This is a genomic window from Streptomyces sp. NPDC003042 (assembly GCF_053591315.1).
Map to the genome: position 1 here is coordinate 37,089 of NZ_JBSFTP010000023.1, position 14,291 is coordinate 51,379.

Annotated in this window: 10 protein-coding genes and 2 pseudogenes; 2 read left to right on the forward strand and 10 right to left on the reverse strand. The window is 68.9% G+C overall.

The features are described from left to right. Window positions 1-3 precede the first annotated feature (3 nt). From ACWDYJ_RS14670 to ACWDYJ_RS14710, 9 genes are all read right to left on the reverse strand, one after another. On the reverse strand, window positions 4-1,215 hold the full coding sequence (locus ACWDYJ_RS14670) for an MCE family protein (RefSeq protein WP_451565887.1): 1,212 nt from the start codon (window positions 1,213-1,215) through the stop codon (window positions 4-6). 8 nt (window positions 1,216-1,223) lie between these two features. After that, the gene (locus tag ACWDYJ_RS14675; RefSeq protein ID WP_451565888.1) at window positions 1,224-2,207 is read right to left on the reverse strand and encodes an MCE family protein; all 984 of its coding nucleotides are present in this window, start codon (window positions 2,205-2,207) and stop codon (window positions 1,224-1,226) included. After that, window positions 2,204-3,259 carry an MCE family protein gene (locus tag ACWDYJ_RS14680; RefSeq protein WP_451565889.1) on the reverse strand — a complete coding sequence of 352 codons (1,056 nt, stop codon included), beginning with the start codon at window positions 3,257-3,259 and terminating at the stop codon, window positions 2,204-2,206. Before ACWDYJ_RS14680 ends, ACWDYJ_RS14675 begins: the two co-directional genes overlap by 4 nt. Then, entirely contained in the window at window positions 3,256-4,515 is a 1,260-nt protein-coding gene (locus ACWDYJ_RS14685; RefSeq protein WP_451565890.1) for an MCE family protein, read from the reverse strand. Before ACWDYJ_RS14685 ends, ACWDYJ_RS14680 begins: the two co-directional genes overlap by 4 nt. Before the next feature lie 4 nt (window positions 4,516-4,519). Then, window positions 4,520-5,362, reverse strand: coding sequence for an MlaE family ABC transporter permease (locus ACWDYJ_RS14690; RefSeq protein ID WP_451565891.1), 843 nt, complete (start codon window positions 5,360-5,362; stop codon window positions 4,520-4,522). Between the two features lie 2 nt (window positions 5,363-5,364). Next, the gene (locus ACWDYJ_RS14695; RefSeq protein WP_451565892.1) at window positions 5,365-6,135 is read right to left on the reverse strand and encodes an MlaE family ABC transporter permease; all 771 of its coding nucleotides are present in this window, start codon (window positions 6,133-6,135) and stop codon (window positions 5,365-5,367) included. After that, on the reverse strand, window positions 6,132-7,244 hold the full coding sequence (locus ACWDYJ_RS14700; RefSeq protein ID WP_451565893.1) for an ABC transporter ATP-binding protein: 1,113 nt from the start codon (window positions 7,242-7,244) through the stop codon (window positions 6,132-6,134). Before ACWDYJ_RS14700 ends, ACWDYJ_RS14695 begins: the two co-directional genes overlap by 4 nt. An 85-nt stretch (window positions 7,245-7,329) precedes the next feature. Further along, window positions 7,330-8,340, reverse strand: a complete 1,011-nt coding sequence (locus tag ACWDYJ_RS14705) for a sigma-70 family RNA polymerase sigma factor (RefSeq protein WP_451565894.1) — start codon at window positions 8,338-8,340, stop codon at window positions 7,330-7,332. A gap of 59 nt (window positions 8,341-8,399) precedes the next feature. Continuing rightward, window positions 8,400-9,473, reverse strand: a complete 1,074-nt coding sequence (locus tag ACWDYJ_RS14710; protein WP_451565895.1) for a lytic transglycosylase domain-containing protein — start codon at window positions 9,471-9,473, stop codon at window positions 8,400-8,402. 1,426 nt (window positions 9,474-10,899) lie between these two features. Here ACWDYJ_RS14710 and ACWDYJ_RS14715 point away from each other — a divergent pair. Next, window positions 10,900-11,085, forward strand: a pseudogene (locus ACWDYJ_RS14715) (CorA family divalent cation transporter); the annotation flags it as partial. A 486-nt stretch (window positions 11,086-11,571) separates the two neighbouring features. Here the strand turns inward: ACWDYJ_RS14715 and ACWDYJ_RS14720 are convergent. After that, a pseudogene (locus ACWDYJ_RS14720) lies at window positions 11,572-12,135 on the reverse strand (CE1759 family FMN reductase); the annotation flags it as partial. A gap of 156 nt (window positions 12,136-12,291) precedes the next feature. Here ACWDYJ_RS14720 and ACWDYJ_RS14725 point away from each other — a divergent pair. Continuing rightward, window positions 12,292-14,061 (forward strand): hypothetical protein, encoded by a 1,770-nt coding sequence (locus ACWDYJ_RS14725; protein WP_451565896.1) that lies wholly within the window; start codon window positions 12,292-12,294, stop codon window positions 14,059-14,061. Window positions 14,062-14,291 lie beyond the last annotated feature (230 nt).

The following is a 14,291-nucleotide window of genomic DNA, read 5'->3' on the forward strand; positions in this document are numbered from 1 at the left end:
ACGTCACGTACGGGCCTCCAGGATTCCGCCGAGCGTCTTGTCCATCGAGCCCGTTCCCGCCACGGGAAGTGCCGCTCCGGTGAGCGGGTCGGCCGCGGGCAGCTTGGGCAGGGAGTCGAACAGGGTCTTCAGATCCCGGCAGTCGGTCTTCTCCCCGGTCGTCTTCAGCAGGGAGCACAGCAGCTCGGCCGGGTCGTGGAGCTGTTCGGGGTTGCTGCGGGTGTCGAGCGTGCCGGACGAGGGGTTGTAGGCGTTCTGCAGGTTGGACAGCCCGGCGGGGGCGACTTCGAGCAGCTCCTCGAGGGCGGCGCGCTGCGTGACCAGCACGTTGGTCACCTTGGCCAGGCCTTGCACATTGGCGGTCAGGTCCTTCTTGTTCTGCTTCACGAACTCGGACACATCGGCGAGCGCGGCCGCGAGATGCTTGATCGCCGCGGCGAGGTCCTTGCGTTCCCCGGCCAGTTGCTCGGCCACCTTGGCCAGGCTGTCGTTGAACGACCGGACGTCGGCGTCGTCGGCCGCCAGCGCGGCGGTGAACACCTGCAGATTCCGTACGGTCCCGAACAGGTCCTGCCGGCCGTCGGACAGGGTGGTGACGGCCTGCGAGAGGTCCTCGACCGTCTGGTGCAGCTGCGCGCCCTGGCCCTGGAGGTTGTCCGCGCCGACGGCGAGCAGCCGGGAGAGCGAACCGTCCTTGTTGGCGCCCTGGGGGCCGAGCGCGTCCGCCGTCATACGGAGGCTGTCGAAGACCCGGTCCAGCTCGACCGGTACGGCCGTGCGCTCCTCGGGGATGACCGCGCCGCTCTTCAGCGCCGGGCCGCCGCGGTGGACGGGCAGCAGCTGGAGGTAACGGTCGCTGACCACCGAGGAGTTGATGATGGCCGCCTTAGCGTCCTCGGGGACCTTGTACTGGGCGTCGTACTCCAGCTCCACGCGCACTCGCTCACCCTGCGGCGTGATCTTCTTGACCTCGCCGATCGGGATGCCGAGCACGCGAACGTCGGAGCCGGGGTAGATGCCGACGGTACGCGGGAAGTACGCGGTCACCCGGACCTTCGGTGACTCGGAGAGCTGTACGACGGCCAGGGCGGCGGCCATCACCAGCACGGTGGCGAACGCGAGGCGGCGGACGAGGCGGCGGACGCGACGGCGGGTCGGCGCGAGCTTCGCCGGCGGCTTCGGGAGCTTCAGCGCAATACGCCTCGGAATCCGCATCGGAATCCTCATCGTGACCCTTCCGTCCGTGGAACCACCGGTGTGGGCGCGACCAGGTTCTGGATGTAGCTGTCGAACCACCGGCCGTTGCCGAGGGTGTTGGCGAAGACCCTCGCGAAGGGCGCCATGAGCTGGATGCTGCGGTCGAGGCTCGCCTGATTGCGTTCCAGCATCTGCACCACGGTGTTCAGGCGGCTGAGCGCCGGCCCGATCTCCGCTTTGTTGTCCTTCACCAAGCCGGAGAGCTGGACGCTGAGGGCGACGGAGCTCTGGAGCAGCGCGTGGATGGCCTGGCGCCGCGCGTGGATCTCCTTGAACAGCTTGTCGCCGTCCTTGACCAGCTTGCCGAACTCGTCCTTCCGCTCGGCGAGCACTCCGGTGACCCCGTTGGCGTGGTCGAGGAGTTCGCGTAGCGCCTCATCACGGGAGGCCACGGTCCGGGAGATCTTCGAGAGCCCCTGGATGGAGGCTTTGACCTCCTCGGGGGCGTCCTCGAAGGTGGTGGAGATGATGTCCATGGAGGCGGCCAGCCGCTGCTTGTCGATCTGCTCGGTGGTCGTGGTGAGATCACTGAAGGCCTCCACCACGTCGTACGCCGGGACCGTGCGGCTCAGTGGGATCTCGCTGCCCGGCTTCAGCCGGCCGGAACCCTTCGGCTCCAGCGCGAGGTACTTGGCGCCCAGGATCGTCTTGATGCGGATCGACGCACCGGTACGGGCCCCGAGCTCCGGGTCTCCCTTGATCCGGAAGGTCACCTTGACGTGGTCGCCGGCCAGCTCGACCTCGTCGACCTTGCCGGCCTTGACGCCGGCGATCCGCACCTCGTCGCCGGAGCGCAGCCCGCCGGCCTCGGAGAAGGCCGCGCTGTACGTCTCGCCGCCGCCGATCAGCGGAAGGCTCTCGACGTTGAACGCGGCGGCGATCAGCAGCGCGATCGTGGTGAGGCCGGCGGCGCCGACCCCCAGGGGATTGCGTTCACGGAAGGGAATCAACGGTCGCACCTCGCCCGGGCGACATGGAGTTCGGGGGTGATGACCTCGTTGGTCTTCGCCAGCACGATCCGGCCGTCGAAGTCGCAGAGATAGAAGTTGAACCAGGAGCCGTACGAGGCGGTTCCGGTCAGCTCGTTGAGCTTGTTGGGCAACCGCTGCAGGACACCCTCCACGGTCTTCTCGTGGCCGTTCAGCGTTCCCGTGAGCTTGGCCAGCTCGGCGATATCGGTTTTCAGCGGCGGCCGGACGTCGCCCAGAAGGCCGGAGGTGGCCTCCGCGAGGCCGTTGATGCCCGCCAACGATTCACCGATGGGCTTGCGGTCGTCCGACAGCCCCGAGATCAGCCGTTGCAGCTGCGCGATCAGGTCGGAGAAGCGGGTGCTGCGCTTGTCCACGGTGCTCAGCACGGTATTGAGGTTGTCGATGACCGAACCGATCAGCTTGTCGCGTTCGGCGAGTGTCGTGGTGAGCGAGGCGGTGTGCGCGAGCAGGCTGCGGACGGTACCGCCCTCGCCCTGCAGGGTCTTGATGATCTCGGTGGCGAGTTGGTTGACGTCCTTCGGGCTCAGCGCGGCGAACAGCGGCTTGAACCCGTTCAGCAGGGCGTTGAGATCGAGTGCGGGCTCGGTACGGGAGAGCGGGATCCGCCCCCCGGGCCGCAGCCGCTTCCCCTCCCCCACGCCTTCCGTCAGCGCGATGTACCGCTGCCCGACCAGGCTCCGGTAGCGGATGACGGCACGGGTGCTGGTGAGCAGCGGCCGGTCGCGGGAGACGGTGAAGGTCACCATGGCCAGCGTCCGGTCCGTGATGGCGATGCTCTCGACCTCGCCGACCCGCACCCCCGCGACCCGGATGTCGTCGCCCTTCTCCAGGCTGGTGACATCGCTGAACACGGCGGTGTAGGTCTCCTTCGGGGTGAAGGAGAGATTGACGATGGTGGCCGCGAGCACGGCGGTCGCCGCCACGGTCACCACCGCGAAGATGCTGAGTTTGATCAGCTGGGGGGCTGTCGCCATCGCGTTCGTACGACGGAAACGACTCGTCGTGCTCATATGACACTCACCGCCGTTCCCCGTGCCATCGGTCCGAAGAGCAGGGTCGTGACCGCCGGCACCTCGTCGGCGGGCACGCCCATGACCGGGGACACGAGTGAGGCGACGGCGTGCTGTTCGGCCGGGGTTCCGGACACGTTGCGGCCCGTACTGCTCGCCGACGTACCGTCGTTGAGCTTGGTCGGCGGTGCCGGTACGTGAGAGTGGGGCAAACCTCTGCAGTTGGGTCCTGAGCGGTCGGCATAGCGCGGTTCCTCGCCGGGGCGGTAAGGGGGACGGGGGTGGACGAATTCGAGGGTGATGCGCATCCTTCCGCCCTTGAACGCCTCTTCGGACGCCGCTTCCTGGCGCACCAGCCCGGCCAGCAGGCACGGGTACTGCGGCGAGTAGCGGGCGAACAGCGCGAGGGTGGGACGGGAGACGCGGCCCAGGGTGATGAGCCGGTCGGAGTTCTCGCCGAGGACCGCTTCCGTGGTGTTCGCGGCGGTGGCGGTCGAGGTGAGGACCGACGCGAGCTGATCCTGCTTCTCGACCAGCGTCCGGCTGGTGGTGAGGGTGTTGTCCAGGATCCGCAGCAGGTCGGGGGCGGCGTCGCGGTACACCTCGGCCACATCGGCGAACCGGGCGATGTCCTCCTTGAGGGAGGGCATGTGCGGGTTGAGCCGGCGCAGGTAGTCGTCGAGGCGGGTGAGGTTGTCGCCGATCCGGTCGCCGCGCCCTTCGAGGGCGCCCGCGAAGGCGGACAGGGTGGCGTTCAGCTCGCCGGGCTTCACCGTGCGCAGCAGCGGTAGCAGGTCGTTCATCAGCCGCTGGAGCTCGATGCCGACCGTGGTGCGGTCCTGGGTGATGACGTCACCGGCGCGGATGTGCCGTACCGACGACTTCTGGGGGGCGACCAGGTCGACGTACTTCTCGCCGAACAGGGTCTTGGGCAGCAGCCGGGCATGGACGTCGGCCGGGATGAGGGGGACGTGCTCCGGCTTCAGCGCGAGGGTGAGGGTCGCCTTCTCGCCGTCGGCCTCGACCTCGCGTACCTCGCCGACCAGCAGGCCGCGCAGCTTGACGTCCGCGCGCGGCTCCAGCTGGTTGCCGAGGGTGTCCGCCTCCAGGGTGATCCGGACGACAGAGGTGAACACCTGGTGGTAGACCGCGAGCGTCAGGGACAGCAGCAGCGCGATCACTGCGATGAAGACGACGCCGTACAGCCGCAGTTGGGTGGGCCGCGTGAGCGCCGGGGCCGGTATTCGTATGCGCATCCGCCTACCCCGCTATCCGTACGGTCGTGTTGGCGCCCCAGATGGCGAGGCTGAGGAAGAAGTCGAGGACGTTGATGGCCACGATGGAGGTCCGTACGCCGCGGCCGACCGCGACACCGACACCGGCCGGGCCGCCGCTCGCGTAGTAGCCGTAGTAGCAGTGCACCAGGATGATCAGGACGGCGAAGACGATCACCTTGCCGAAGGACCACAGCACGTCGACCGGTGGCAGGTACTGCTGGAAGTAGTGGTCGTACGTGCCGGTGGACTGCCCGTAGTAGCCGGTGGTGATGGTGCGGGCGGCGAAATAGGAGGACAGCAGCCCGATCACGTACAGCGGGATCACCGCCACGAAGCCGGCGATCATCCGGGTGGTGACCAGGAACGGCAGCGACGGGATGCCCATCACCTCGAGCGCGTCGGTCTCCTCGCTGATCCGCATCGCGCCGAGCTGGGCGGTGAAGCCCGCGCCGACCGTCGCCGACAGCGCGAGCCCGGCCACCAGCGGGGCGATCTCGCGGGTGTTGAAGTACGCGGACAGGAACGCCACGAAGTTGGACGTGCCCAGCTGGTTGAGCGCCGCGTAGCCCTGGAGTCCGACCTCGGTGCCGGTGAAGAAGGAGAGGAAGGCGATGACGCCGACCGTGCCGCCGACGACCGCCAGCGCGCCGCGGCCGAAGGTCACCTCGGCGAGCAAGCGCAGGACTTCCTTCTTGTAGCGGCGCACGGTGCGGCCGGTCCAGGCGAGGGAGCGGCCGTAGAAGACCAGTTGCGCGCCCAGGTCCTCCAGGGAGCGCCCGGACCGTTTGAGCACGTTCAGCCGATTAAGCGGACTCAGCAGAGTCACCGTCATCCCCTCTGCGGAACGATTTGGAAGTAGACGGCGGTCAGCACGAAGTTCGTCACGAACAGCAACATGAAGGTGATGACCACGGACTGGTTCACGGCGTCACCGACGCCCTTGGGCCCGCCCTTGGCGTTCAGGCCCTTGTACGAGGCGACGATCGCGGCGATGGCTCCGAAGACCAGCGCCTTCAGTTCGGCCGCCCAGAGGTCGGACAGCTGGGCGAGGGTGGTGAAGGAGGCCAGGTAGGCACCGGGAGTGCCGTTCTGCATGACCACGTTGAAGAAATAGCCACCGGCCACCCCGACGACGGAGACCAGGCCGTTGAGCAGGACCGCCACGAGCATGGTGGCCAGCACCCGGGGCACGACCAGTCGGTGGATCGGGTCGATGCCGAGCACCTGCATGGCGTCGATCTCGTCCCGGATCTTGCGTGCCCCGAGGTCCGCGCAGATCGCGGTGCCGCCGGCGCCGGCGATGAGCAGCGCCGTGACGATGGGGGACGCCTCCCGGAGTACCGCCAGGACGGAGGCGGCGCCGGAGAACGACTGGGCGCCGAGCTGCCGGGTCAGGCTGCCGATCTGGAGCGCGATGACTGCTCCGAAAGGGATGGAGACCAGGGCCGTGGGCAGGATGGTGACGCTCGCGATGAACCACGCCTGCTGGATGAACTCCCGTACCTGAAAGGGGCGTCGGGGCAGGGTCCGCAGGACGTCCAGGGCCATGGCGAAGAGGCTGCCGGAATGCCGAAGCGCTCCGCTGGGTGAGAAGCTCATCGGTCTGCCCCCTCGGCCGGGCTCGGCTCCGCCGCCTTCCGGTCCGGGTCAGCCCCCGGGCGCGGCTCTGCCGCCATGCCCGGGGCCGGGGCCGGGGCCAGGGCCGGGGCCGGGGCCGGGGCCGGGGCCAGGGCCGGGGCCAGGGCGGGGGCCGGGGCGGGGGCCGGGGCCGGGGCCGCCTCCCCGGAGGGGTCCCGGCGGTGCAGCTCCGCCTCGCGGTCGACGATCGCCTGCCAGCGGGGCGGCCGGGTGACCCCGGGGCTGGGCAGCAGGCGCGGGGTCATTTCGGGAATGGCGTCGTCCCCGCCGGCTAGGCCTGCCAGCTCCTGCTCGACCTGGGCGGCGTCCTTCTCCTCCGCCATGCCGATCGGCCCCTGCATACGGCCGTTGAGGAACTGCCGTACGACCGGCTCGTCGCTGGTCAGCAGCTCCTCGCGGGGGCCGAACATCACCAGTTCGCGCCGGAACAGCAGCCCGATGTTGTCCGGGACCTGGCGGGCCGAGGCGATGTCGTGAGTGACGATCAGGAAGGTCGCGTCGATCTGCGCGTTCAGGTCCACGATCAACTGATTGAGATACGCCACCCGCACCGGGTCGAGCCCCGAGTCCGGCTCGTCGAACAGGATGATCTCCGGGTCGAGCACCAGCGCCCGCGCCAGGCCCGCCCGCTTGCGCATCCCGCCGGATATCTCGCCGGGCAGCTTCTCCTCGGCACCGATCAGACCGACCATGTCCATCTTCTCCAGGACGATCTGTCTGATCTCGCTCTCCCGTTTACGCGTGTGCTCGCGCAGCGGGAAGGCGATGTTGTCGTACAGGTTCATCGACCCGAACAGGGCGCCGTCCTGGAACAGCACGCCGAAGAGCTTGCGCACCTCGTACAGGTCGTGCTCGCGGAGCTTGGTGATGTCCGTACCGGCGATCCGTATAGATCCCCGGTCCGGCTTGAGCAGGCCCACGAGTGTCTTGAGGAACACCGACTTGCCCGTACCCGAGGGGCCGAGCATGACGGACACCTCCCCGGCGGGCAGCGTCAGCGACACGTCCTGCCAGATGACCTGGTGGCCGAAGGATTTGGTCAACCCTTCCACGCAGATCTCGACACCCATCCGGTTCACCCTTCAACGGGGAGCAGCTCCGACATCTGCTCTACGGGGAAGGGCGGCGGGTCCGTCGCGGCGAGACCAAGATTTTTTACGGCAGGCGGGTAGAGAGGGCGCCGGGGAGGTCCGGCACGGTCGTGCTGTCGGGGAGCGGTGGCGTGGACGGCAGCGGCGGCGCGGACACGGGCGCGGGGAGGACCGGGGCGGTCAGAGCCGGGGTGGGCAGGTCCGGTGCGGCCGGCAGGGTCGCCGCCACCTCCGGAACCATCGCCGCGAGGGCGCCGGGGAGGGCCGTGGGCGACACCGTTCCGGTCGGGCGTACGGAGCCAGGGGCGTCCGGTCGTACGGACGACGCAGCCGGTATGCGGTCACCGGCCGCGCCCGGCTCCTCCCCCACCACCGCCATCCGCGGCGCGGGCGGCACCGGCGCACTCGGCTCGTACGCGAACGGCAGGGCCAGTCCCACCATGGCCAGCGTCGCGGCCGCCGAGGCCGCGGCCAGGGCGGGGGCATGCGCACCCGCCTGACCCGCCTGGTCCCGGCCGCGCCCGATCAGCCACAGGCCGAGCGCCAGCGTCCCGGCCAGCGAGTTGCGCAGCGTACGCCGGGCCCTGGCCAGCAGGGACTCGACCGCCTCGTAGCTCAGCCCCATCTCGCGGGCGATCTGCCCGACGTCCTGCTCCTGCGACTTCAGGCGGAGTGCCTCCGCCTGGCGGGCGGGCAGCTCCCTGCTCCGGAAGGCGAGCCACCTGGCCTCCGCCCGGTCGCACACCGCCTCATCGACGGGGACCGGGCCGGGGGCGGTGAGCTTGGGCGCACCGCTCAGCTGGGCCTCGCGGTGGACCTGCCGGTACCGGTCGACGCACAGGCGCATGGTCACGGTCGTCAGCCATGCGCCCAGCCGCGCCTCGTCGAGGTGGGTGTGCTGCGCGCCGCGCAGCATCGCCTCCTGCACCGCGTCCTCGGCGTCCTCGGCGCTCATGGACCTGCGGCGCGCCACCTTGAGCAGCTGCTCGCGATGGCTCCACATGCGCTGCCACCGCAGGTGGGCCGAGTCGTCACCCGGTTCGGCCGGGTGCGGAGGATGCCTGTCCGTCGCCATGACCCGGGAGGTTACCGCCGGGTACACGGTGTTGTGGAGGGGGGATGCGCGAGTGAGTCCTAACCGTTGCCGGGGAGCTTGCCGGTATCCGGAAGGACACCGTCGCCGGGCACGTCAATGCCTTTGCCGGGAGCGGGACTCGGTGCCGTGACCAGGGGCGGCCTGGGCTTCGCACCGTCGTCCGGCGGGTCGGCGGCCGGTGACGGGGCGGGCGTCGGCGCGGGCTTCGGCCCGGGCGGGGGCGTGGGCGCCGGGGAGGCGGGCGGGGTCTCGGTACCCGGCTGCGGGCCGGCCGGCTCGGTCCGCCCGGTGCCGGGCGGGCCGGCCTCCGTACCGGAACCCGCGCCGCCCTGGTCCGGAACCACCCGGTGGCCGTCCCTGAAGTAGGCGTACCAGGACAGGACGACGCCCAGGTACTCCCGGGAATGGTTGTAGGAGAGGATCGCGCGGTCGAGGTCCCGCGGCCGGGAGAGGTCGTGTCCGGCCGCGCACAGGTAGCGGCCCGCAGCGAGCGCCGCGTCGTGGACGTTATGGGGGTCGGTCCTGCCGTCGCCGTTGCCGTCGGCGCCCCATCGGGCCCAGGTAGAGGGGATGAACTGCATCGGGCCGACCGCGTGGTCGTAGGACGGGTCGCCGTCGTACGCGCCGCCGTCGGTGTCCCGGATCAGGGCGAACCCCTGCCCGTTGAGCTGCGGGCCGATGATCGGCGCGTACGTCGTACCGTCCGCGTCCACCCTCCCGCCCCGCGCCTGGCCGGACTCCACCTGGCCGATCGCTGCGAGCAGCTGCCAGCGCAGACCGCAGCGCGGGGTGCTCCGCGCGAGCGCCGACTCCGCGTTCCGGTACGCGGCGAGGACCGTGGCGGGCAGCGCCGCACGGCCGGCCACGAAGGCGGCGCCGGCCGCGGACGGCTGCTCTGCGGACGGGCCGTGCGACGCGCGTGGGGGCAGCTCGCGAAAGTAGTGGGTATCGCCCGAAGTACCCTGATTCAGTGGCATGGCGGCCTCCACGGGGGAGGACGCCGACGCCGCGAGGCCGGGCGCCTGTGAACCGGTCAGCGCCGCCATGGCCGCCGCCGCGACCGCCGTGCCCCGCATGCCTTTGCCCATCCGCACCGGCAACCGACCCGCCATACGTCAGACCCCTCCCTCATCGCACTTCTCCGGCTTCTTCACCTGCTCTACGGGGCCGGGGGGCGAGTCCGTCGCGCGAGTCACGGAGATTTCTCCAGAGGCCGTCACGTCGCTGTGACCGTCGGCCCGAGGGGCGCCACCTCGTCACACTCAAGGCCACCGACGCCCAGTGGTGTCCGCCAGCTAGTTGTTCGACCTGGAGGGCGTACTGACAGGACGCACCGTCCTGGCGCGGAAGGGCGGAGGGGCCGAGGAACTCGTCGTCCGGCGCGTCTCGCACGACGGCACCGCACACCGACTCACGGGACACGCGAGGCGCTCGCCGCGAGACGTCACGCCCGTTGCACGGCCCGCCAATGCCCTGCTGGAACCAGACGGTTTCCGGCCACCGGACCGGATGTCGGATCAGTTCTGTTACGACGTAGGCGAAGACGACGTCTGGCGTCGGGTCCCGGCCCGCAGGCCGCGGCTCAGCTGGTGAGTGGTCGGAACGGGATGACGTTGCAGGGAACCGGGACGGGCTCTGTCGACGCGCCGCTCCCTTGGGTGAGCACGTACGGCTCTTCCCTGCCCTCTTCCGGGCGTCCGGACGTCGACCTCGACGACTGAGTACTTGGCGAACTGGGCTCCTCGGCCAACGGCCATCAGGGCGACAGGCGCCCGGAGAGCCTGCGTCCGAACCTCGACACCCTCAAGGTGCCGACCGGATACCGCCCTCCGACGGCTGGCGGCAGCGGTACGCACACGTGGAGCCGCTGGTCGCCCCCTCGCTGTGCGCCATCAAGCGTGACCAGGAGACGAACCGGACCTCGCTCGGCGTCTTCCGTCCGGCTAAGATCACGGGCTTCCGGCTCGCCCCCGCTGAGCGTTGGCCCGCCTCCAAAGCCGCCATGGCCGATCAGATGGACCTTCTGGACCAGGACCTCCGCAGTCCTACCGGAAGTTCCTGCGCAAGTACGGCGAGGCCGACGTCCGCGAGCGCTGGTACCAGCGCATGGTCACCCCGAACCGCGCCGTACACCTCTTCGGCGGCAACATCGCCGCCCACCCCAGGACCTTCATGCTGCTCGGCCTCTTCCACCCCGAACGATCGGTGGTCCCGGGGGTATCCAGGAGGGGTTGTTTTCCCTGTGAACGAGCCGTTGCACCCAACCACGAGCACCGCCAAGCAAACAGCGGCCGCCGGCTCCTGCCCTGCTGCCACTACGTCGCGTAGCCTGTCATGACACGCGGATCACTGTCCCGGCCAGCGGAGATACCTCGGAAGCAGCCTCGGCTGGGGAGAATGAAGCCCGGTTGGGGAGCGGCTGGGGAGGATCGGCCGCACAAACGGGCAGCATCGTGAAAGGGCCGGAAAGACGGATCGCCGCAGGTCAGAGCGCCTCTCCAGTCGATTTCTGCAGGTCAGCGGCGTGAGGGTGACGACTTCAAGAAGATCTCCTCGTGGGCCGCCATCTTGTTTGCACCCACACTCGTGGGAACCATCTACGGCATGAACTTCGAGGACATGCCCGAGCTGAAGTGGGCCGTCGGCTACCCCTTCGCGATCCTGCTGATGGCGGTGGTCTGCGTGAGCCTGTACGTCATCTTCAAGAAGCGCGACTGGCTCTAAGCCTCGGCATGCTCATACAGGCCTCGGCTTCGCATCGACGCTACCCTCGTCAAGGCCGCTTCAGCTAAACCGTGCCTTCGGATCAGACCTGGCCCGCCTGACCCAAAGACACGGCCTATTGGCTATAGGAGGCGGCTGGGCCCCCACGGCACAGCGCGCATGGTTTGCTTCTGTACCTCCCGCACGAAACGGCCAGATCCACGTCGTTGCCTCGACCACCGCGGCGGGGTGAAAAGGCGGGGCGCCCTCCGCCGTCCACAGGCTGATCTTCATGGGCGGCCTCCTCCTTGGGTGTCCTCCGCGTCACCGTGCCGCGTCTGGCCTCGGCGAATCCCCGTGTCACCGTCTGGACAGCGGGCCCGCTTCCGTCCCTCCCGCGGACCGGCGCCCTCGCGCCGGTCCGCGGGAATCCTCGGGATGGGGCCTTGTCGTCCATCCGTTCACGTTCAAGCACGGCGCGTTCGCTCAGGTGCGGACCCCGCGGCCTCAGTCGAAGCGCAGGTCGGCGAGTTGCCGTTCGAGCGCGGTGATGTCGTCCGCGGGCTCGGCGCGGGGCGGGCGGGCCGCCATGAGCGCGGCCAGCTCGCCGCCTGCCCGCCGGATCCGCCCGGGCAGGCCGTCGGTGTACTCGTCTCCCCCTGACGCGTCCTCGGACGCCGCGTACACCGCGGTGGGAACGACGGCGGCGCGCAGATAAGCGAAGAGCGGGCGCAGTGCGTGCTCCAGGACCAGGGAGTGGCGAGCGGTACCGCCCGTCGCCGCGACCAGGACCGCCTGCCCGGTGAGAGCGTCCGGGGCGATCACGTCGAAGAAGGACTTGAACAGCCCGCTGCAGGAAGCCGTGAACACCGGAGTCACGGCGATCAGCCCGTCGGCTCCCGTCATCGCGTCGATGGCAGCCGCCAGTCGCGGCGGTGCGAAACCGGTCACGAAATGGTTGGCGACGTCGCCGGCGAGTGCGCGCAACTCGACGACCTCGATCGACACGGTGTGGCCCTGGTCGGCGAGATCGTCGCGGGCCGCCTCGGCCAACCGGGCGGCGAGCCCCCGGGGTCAGCCGTTTCCTTCTGCCGCCGCTTGTGGATGAACTGCTCGTGTTCGATCGGCTGCGTGGACGATGCGGGCTGGCTGGCGTCCGGCAGTCGGGTGGCTCGGGGCAGGCTGATCCGGAGACGAGCTGACCCACGGCTGCATAGGGTGAGTGTCGTGACTGATTCCCACGACGTGCGGTCGGCGACCGACGCGCATGCTGCGCTCATTCCCACCGTGGTGCCTGTAGCAGGTGCTGATACTGAGCTTGTCTCAATTGGCGAGCGCTACTGGGCCTTGGCCGGGTTTCACGCTGAGCTCGGGACGGCGGTGTGGTGTGAGAAGACGGCGCAGATCGGCACATCCGGTTGGGGTCGGCAGATCTATGCTGTCGCCGCTGCGGGTGTGCGAGCCGTGGTGGAAGGAGTGGCCTGTGCGAAGTGTGGAAGGCCACTGAGCCTTACTTCGCGTACTGCTTTCCAGCAGTTGCTCGACGGCGAGGAGCAGGTATGTGTCGACTGCAATGAGTCTTTGCTGGCAGCTGTGAAGGTGGTGCTGAATCCGGCGCGTAAGGAGAAGCGGGAGAAGCAGCGCGAGGCGGAGGCAGCACAGCGTGTCATCGCTGAGGCTCGATCCCGGTGGCATCAGCAGCAGTTGGACGAGATGGCCGCCGAGTATCCGGTCACGTTCCCTTCCGTTTCACAGGAACTGCCGGTGAGTGGGATCCGAGAGATGGTTGGGGCTCTCGCGCTCCTACGATACGCGCCTGCATCGGATCCGATCAGGAGTGTGGGCTCGTGGCCAGTGCCGCTGCACCCGGACAGTGAAGAGATCTCCAAGCTCCTCGGGTCGTTGGTGCGGGCATCCCTCATCGCCATTCATCCGTCCACCCCTGCGAGTGCGGTGGTGTGGCAGCCGACTTCCTTCGAGGATGCCGTGCGTGAGGCTGAGGGTGACCTCGGCGAAATCCCACAGCCCAAGCTGACGCACCAGTTCTATCCCACACTGGCTCACTACTTCGCGCCCATCGGAACGAGTATGGGCAAGGCCGTGGAGGGTCTCGACGGGCATCTCGCCGCTTCGCTGGCCCCAATGGACATGACGGCGGACGGGCAGGGCGAGCTTCTGACGGTTGCCCACGAACTGCTGGTTGCCGAAGGGATGCGCTACTTCACCCATCGGCTTGAGGAGGTACGCCTGCCGCCGGTACCAGAGAATCACATGGCCCGACTCAGGACAGCGATGGGAAAGGTAGCTGAATGTCGGCCCCTTGGAGAGGTCTACAACCTCGTGTGGCGGGTGACTCGAGCCGCGGCAGAAGCTGCGCAGAAGAACCCTCAGGCACCGCGCGCCAACTTGAGCACCCACGCCCTCAACCAGTTCGAAGGGCATGTCCAGCGGGCGGTGGACGAGCCGGAGTGGGAGATCAAACCCTTCGGCGAGATCCAAGGGCTAGGCCTGGCAGCGATGACTCGAACGCTGTTCTACAACGTACTGAGCGTGCATCCCGTTGAGACCAGCCTGGTGGAGCTGGAAGAAAACCTGCCGGAACCCCGTCATGGAGTGTCCGCCCAGGGCGTGAACTCGCCGCCCTCGAAGGCGGCGGCCGATGACCCACTCGCGCAGCTACTTGTGTGGCTATCGACGGCTGAGACCTGGGACCCTGAGGACGTCCTCAAGGTCCTAGACGGCCTCAAGCAGGCACGCAACGACGAGGACTGGTTCGAAGGGAGGATTCTGGCCAGGGAAGCGGCCAAACTTTTGGATCTGTACCAGCGCCTGACATCGGCCATCGGCACCCGCAACGCGGCACTATCCGTCCTGGCGGCCACAGAGATGCTGCTCCACCCGGTCAGCGTCGGGGCGGAACAGACCACCTCGGGCAGATGGATCGCAGCCAAGATGGTCACCGTGCTCGTACCAGAAACAGCTGATTCGGACAGCTGAAGCGCAAAGGGCCAGGACTGCCTACGCCTGGACCAACTTCGCAGCGAGTCCGGCCTCCCATCTCGCCGAGCTCACGCTGTTCGACGTACTGGCGAATCTGACCGAGTTCCGCCGGGCGGCAGTCACGCTGGACACCGAGTCGCCCACCGCCCGACTCGAGCGGCTGGCGACCTCGGACGGTGCGCCTCCTCCCGACGAGGCACGGGCAGACAACCGTCGCCGTGGTCCTC

Coding starts and splice junctions, on each gene's coding strand:
- ACWDYJ_RS14670 (WP_451565887.1), bottom strand. CDS start 1,215: ATGCGGATTCCGAGGCGTATTGCGCTGAAGCTCCCGAAGCCGCCGGCG.
- ACWDYJ_RS14680 (WP_451565889.1), bottom strand. CDS start 3,259: ATGAGCACGACGAGTCGTTTCCGTCGTACGAACGCGATGGCGACAGCC.
- ACWDYJ_RS14685 (WP_451565890.1), bottom strand. CDS start 4,515: ATGCGCATACGAATACCGGCCCCGGCGCTCACGCGGCCCACCCAACTG.
- ACWDYJ_RS14695 (WP_451565892.1), bottom strand. CDS start 6,135: ATGAGCTTCTCACCCAGCGGAGCGCTTCGGCATTCCGGCAGCCTCTTC.
- ACWDYJ_RS14700 (WP_451565893.1), bottom strand. CDS start 7,244: ATGGGTGTCGAGATCTGCGTGGAAGGGTTGACCAAATCCTTCGGCCAC.
- ACWDYJ_RS14705 (WP_451565894.1), bottom strand. CDS start 8,340: ATGGCGACGGACAGGCATCCTCCGCACCCGGCCGAACCGGGTGACGAC.
- ACWDYJ_RS14710 (WP_451565895.1), bottom strand. CDS start 9,473: ATGGCGGGTCGGTTGCCGGTGCGGATGGGCAAAGGCATGCGGGGCACG.